The sequence below is a fragment of the Chitinophaga sp. genome (assembly GCF_035564935.1).
Classification (GTDB): Bacteria; Bacteroidota; Bacteroidia; order Chitinophagales; family Chitinophagaceae; genus Chitinophaga.
Window position 1 is genome coordinate 1 of sequence record NZ_DATMTE010000118.1, and the last position, 5,234, is coordinate 5,234.

The 5,234-nt window shown below is 47.8% G+C and carries 4 protein-coding genes; 3 read left to right on the forward strand and 1 reads right to left on the reverse strand.

The window, feature by feature from the left end; genetic code table 11:
• Window positions 1–51: 51 nt before the first annotated feature.
• The gene (locus tag VN105_RS03190; RefSeq protein ID WP_325637851.1) at window positions 52–1,587 is read right to left on the reverse strand and encodes a DUF5010 domain-containing protein; all 1,536 of its coding nucleotides are present in this window, start codon (window positions 1,585–1,587) and stop codon (window positions 52–54) included.
• A 320-nt stretch (window positions 1,588–1,907) separates the two neighbouring features.
• Here VN105_RS03190 and VN105_RS03195 point away from each other — a divergent pair, with 320 nt between their 5' ends.
• From VN105_RS03195 to VN105_RS03205, 3 genes are all read left to right on the forward strand, one after another.
• Window positions 1,908–3,878 (forward strand): DUF1963 domain-containing protein, encoded by a 1,971-nt coding sequence (locus VN105_RS03195; protein WP_325637853.1) that lies wholly within the window; start codon window positions 1,908–1,910, stop codon window positions 3,876–3,878.
• 25 nt (window positions 3,879–3,903) lie between these two features.
• Window positions 3,904–4,167, forward strand: coding sequence for a hypothetical protein (locus VN105_RS03200; RefSeq protein ID WP_325637855.1), 264 nt, complete (start codon window positions 3,904–3,906; stop codon window positions 4,165–4,167).
• Window positions 4,168–4,403: 236 nt separating this feature from the next.
• A partial coding sequence (locus VN105_RS03205) for a hypothetical protein (protein ID WP_325637857.1) occupies window positions 4,404–5,234 on the forward strand: 831 nt, incomplete at its 3' end.

The following is a 5,234-nucleotide window of genomic DNA, read 5'->3' on the forward strand; positions in this document are numbered from 1 at the left end:
ATATAAATAAGAAGAAAGTAGCCGGCTCAGAACAAGGGCCGGCTGCTTTTTTTACAGACTTACGCGGTTAAAGAAATTAATGCTTAAAGAACCGGACACAATTTTCAAACGCACCGTATGCAACCCGTCTGCAGGAAAAGAAAGCGTACCTGCATCAATGAGCGACCAGGTGCCGTTGCCGGTAATGGGCATGCTGATCACAGGCAGGTCTGTTCCGTCTACATTAAACCGGATGGAGGCGGCCTGGTTGGAAGAGTAGCGTACTTCGAACTTGCTGTTCCCTGCGCCGAAGGGAAGCTCTCTCCATTCCAGCCATTCGTTGGCCTGGGTATTGTTCACATGCCATCCGCCATAGGTATCGCCATTCTTCACAATGTCCAGGTCGCCGTCGCGGAAAGTGCCGCCGCTGTTGCCGCTGCTGAGGTCATTGTAAAAATCGCATCCTTCTGCTTCCACTTTCAGCGTGGCGGGATAAGGATTATTGCTGAAGCGTCGCAGGATATTGATACGCTGGTTAGGATAATCATAATAAGTAACGTCCTTGCTTCTGAAGATAGCGGCATTTTCCGCGCAATCGGTGAAGCCTTCCAGTAAAGTAAACAGGGCGCCGGCTCCCCAGGTATTGGTGAGCGTATTGATCCAGGTTTGCCCGTGGTTGGCGTCGATGAACATATTGGTGGTGCCCTGTACCACGCGGAAGCCGGGCACGCCGGAGCCTACTTTTACACCATTGAAAGTATACAGGGTAGAGGGATTGGTCATGTTAAACCAGTTATGCACGGCATCGGTTACCGTAGGGTCGTTCACGGTAGGGTCCCTGTCGATCCACGATTTTTCAATGACCAGGTAAGGATTCTGGCCGAAGGTGGCATTGAATTGTGTGCGTATATACTGCAGGATCTTTTTCAGGTTGCTGTTACCAAAATTGGTAGCCCAGCTGGGATGTATCGCCCAGAAGAACACTACCGGCCTGCCGTTATATTTAAAGCGTTTGGCATCTGGTATATTCTGGTAGGCAGTTTTAATATTATAGGTCCAGATGTATTTATAGTTCGCCGTATCGCCGCAATCGAAAGGCGTGGAAGTCGTATAGCCCAGCCCGTTATCTACATTCCTGTTGGCACACCAGGAAGAGGGGCAATCATCGAATACAGCGATGGTGAACTTACCGGTTACACCCCGGCGGTCCATGGCTTGTGTGAGCTTTACCAGCTTACGCGGATCGCCATGGTCAACGGTGGGTACATTGGGGCTGTAACCGCGGCAATTGGCTGCGAAGAAATCCTGCCCGCTGAAGGCAAATTCTTCTACCAGGTTATCCCACCAGTCGTCTTCACTGGCAGATGATTTGTACAGGGGCACATTGTAAAGGATGTTGCCTGCCGGTGTGGGATTAGGACCTCCCCCCGAACGGATGGTGTTGTTGAAGCCAACCACCGAGCCTATGAATTGGGTGGCCGCCAGTGTGTTCGCGGAGGCCGACAATGCTTTTTCACCCGGAACGGCTTGCGGTTCCAGTGCTTTCTTTGAGCAGGACGATATGCTCACTACAGTAATGAGTGCACTAACAAATAACAGGTGTTTCATAATTTGAAGGTTTTATAAGATGGTAAATGGGGCATTGAAAAGAAGAATGCCCATTAACGTGGAAAACGGGGGACAACAAGGTGATGCTGCACCTCATGGAGCGTGACAATAATTCATACCGTGGGTTTTAATAAAGAAAAGGCGAAGGTAGAAGGACACGCTTAACAAAAGACTTAACAAATGCATTAATAACGGGCAAGCGGCTACGAAAAATGGGTTGCTTGCTGTTTTCAGCGCTTTTTCGTATCATTACGCTAACAACGGATAACCCGGTTAACCCAGTTTAACGGAAACAAGCGGCATTTTAAAAGAACGGACTCATGGACATTCATGCTTTTGCACTGCCAGCAGATGGTAAAGATTATTTCCAGGCAGGCGATTTCATTTTTGATATTGATGATACCCAATCAGGCCAGGGATTTGATTACTCCGGCGCTGTAACCATCACGATTGTGGCGAAGACCAGCGAGGTGAAAGAGGCGGTAAAGAAGAAGCTGCTGGACGATTATGAGCCAACAGGAGAGGTGAAGGTGGTGATCCCGGCATTGGGGATCTATAAGCCCGGTTTCCTGGAAGGCGCGCTTCAGTTTAAAGAAGACAAACAGGAAACGCCCTACCTTTCCATGGATAAGAGCGGCTTCCAGTATTCACTTAAGTTTTTTGGGGATGTTGTGTTCCGGGATGGCTGGGTAGCCATGTTGGGACACCTGAAACCTTCCTGGGATGAGAAGCCTCTTTTCCCGGTAAACATCTTCAGAAAAATTAATAAAGAACAGTTCAACTGGGAACAATACACTTTTACTTCTGTGGAAGAAGCGGCAGGAGCCCCGGTAGAGCAGGTGAAAAAACTGGTGCTGGTGAACCCGGAATTCAGCAGGTTGCCCAATGAGTTTTATCGCCTGAAATCCCTGCAGCGTGTGGAAATCACTCCTAAGTGGCCGATACAGCAGTTGCCGCTGGAGCGGCTGGACGATAAGCTGCTGGAGCTGAAAGACCTGGAGTACCTAGTGGTCGCTAATTCCGCCCTGTGCCGGATCCCTGAATATATGAACAAGCTTACGCAACTCAGGCACTGCTCGTTTGCAGGCGGGAAGCTGTCGCGCGTGCCGGCTCACCTGATGGATATGCCCCGCCTGGAATACCTGAACCTGAACGGCAACCAGATCAGCGATATTGCCGTATTCAACATGCCGGATCTCAAATACCTGCACCTGGCAAAGAACCAGTTAAAAACACTGCCGGAAAACCTGTTGTCGTTGCCAAAGATCGAAAAGATCAACGTATCGGGGAATCCTTTTTCCTTTCTTCCGCCGGGCTTCTCCGATTTTGCGGGACTGGAACTGGATATCAAAAGCAAACAACAGTTGCTGGATAACACCTACAAAGATGCAGATGGCAACGGACCTGTAAACTGGAACAACGAGGCTTTTTTTGCGCAACATGACGAAGCATTGATCCACCCGGTAGACGAGATCATCGCAGAAGAGAAGGAGCTGTTACCGCACAGGGATGCCTTACGGGCGCTGGTAAAAAGGGCCATAGGGTTTAATCAGACCGGTGAAGAGGATTATGCAGCTACCGGCAATCATCGTTTTGGCGGTATGCCCGATTTGCCGGCGGGTATTGATTATCCTGAATTTTACGACGATTATAATAAACGGGATTACAAATATCAATTCATTGCCCAGGTGAATTGTGAAGCACTGTCGCCTTTACAGGAATATTTACCCCGGACAGGCACGCTCTTTTTTTTCTTTGAAACCATTCATAGTCTCGGATCACGGGGCCATATACCCTGCAAAGTGTTGTATGTGGAAGATAATTCCACGTTGCAATCCGGCAGGAGGTTTTCATTTGCGGAAGAGGATTTTTTTGAGCTGGAAGGCGGGCAATACACGCCTTACAAAGCGGATGCCTTTGTGAGAAATTCCGTGCCTGGTTTTTATTCCTGGCATTCCAATCAATACCTGTTCCGCGGTGTTTCAAGGCCGTTACTGGACGATGAAGACCTGATGGAAAGCCTGTATGAAACTTTCGAGGAGCCGGTTAATTTTCTCCTGGAAAGCGATCATGCCATCAATAGCTATGGTTTCACACAGCATGAATCCCCGGAGCTGCAGGCGGCGCTGGCCTGCAAGGGCAACCCGGAAGACTGGACCATCCTGCTTACCGTAAAATCGCGCGGGGACTTCCAGTGGGGGGATGCCGGCGACCTGTTTTTTGTGATACACAAAAGTGATCTTGCAAAGAAAGATTTCCGCAAAGTATATGTAACCCTGGAGAGTAGTTAAATTATTTAATGAAAGATATATTGCTATGAGAGAGAAACTGGTTTCATTCTGGCAACGTTTTGGCCCGCCCCTTGAAGCGCTGGGGCTGATACTTTTAATCATTGCAAATACCTACATGAAAGACTCCATCGCTTTCCGGGTGGTGGCAATCGTTTATTGGGTGATTTGCCTGGTGCTTTATATCATCACTGAGCAAAACTACCGGAAGGTAAGGTTCTGGGTTTTTCTCATACTTGGATTGCTGCTGGTAATTAACCAGCTACCTCAACTTACCGGGGCTGCGAATTAACCTACTGGCACGTGTTTCAGGCGATATGCCACCCCGTTTTCCTTCGTTACTTCATTGTGCCGCCTACGGTTAACCCTGCTATTTCCTGCCTGGAACTTTCGTGATATAATTAAACGAATAAAAAACAAGTAGTCTTATCTCCTCCAACCTTTCATGTTATAATTCTTTCCGGCCCGCATGGGGGTATTCCAATGTTACACGCGTTTTAGTAGTAACAACAAATATTTACGGATATCATGAAAAAGTATGTTTACCTGTTAGGGGCAGTGTTATGCCTCCTGACCACTTATTGTAACCCCTTAATTGCCCAGAAAAATTCAACGGCTAAAAGCATCCCGGTAAAAGAAGACAGTGTACTGATGATGACCGGTGAAACCAAGCACGGTAAAATAACCGGCGTGGGAACAGATGCTGTTTCATTTGTACACAGCGGGGAAAAGCTGGAGTATTCGTTGAAGAAAACAGACATTCAGAAAATTGTATTTGCCAGCGGCAGAACAGAAATTGTAACCACACCTGCCGTGGCCAAATCCCCGTCCGACAACTATCCTCCCATGGAGCATAACCTGATTGCTGTATTGCCATTCAAATACCGCAGTGTGGGAGAACCGCCGGAGCAGATCAATGCCACAAAGGAAAAGCTGCAGGACGATACCTATTCTTATCTCAGCAAACGGAATGGCCTGTATAAATTCCAGGACCCGCAAACCACCAACGCATTGCTGATCCGGAATGGTATCGATGAAAACAGTATCAAGGGATATACTTTTGACGAATTGTGTAAGATCCTTGGTACGGAATACATTGTACAGGGAGGTTTATCGCGCAGCAGTAAAGAGAATATCGCCAGCGCTGAAACCAAAACAGTAAAAAGCGATGATGACCGTCTCCGGCAAAACAAAGCAGCCAACACGGTGGTAGAGAAAACCTATCAGAACGAAGTGTCTCTGCTTATTTATAGCCGCGGGAATGATAAGATATTCGACAATCACCGTACGGCTATTTTATCAGGAGAAGCTTCCTATAAAGATGCATTATTCTATATGCTGAAAAGATGCCCCGTTTAT

Coding starts and splice junctions, on each gene's coding strand:
- VN105_RS03190 (WP_325637851.1), bottom strand. CDS start 1,587: ATGAAACACCTGTTATTTGTTAGTGCACTCATTACTGTAGTGAGCATA.
- VN105_RS03195 (WP_325637853.1), top strand. CDS start 1,908: ATGGACATTCATGCTTTTGCACTGCCAGCAGATGGTAAAGATTATTTC.
- VN105_RS03200 (WP_325637855.1), top strand. CDS start 3,904: ATGAGAGAGAAACTGGTTTCATTCTGGCAACGTTTTGGCCCGCCCCTT.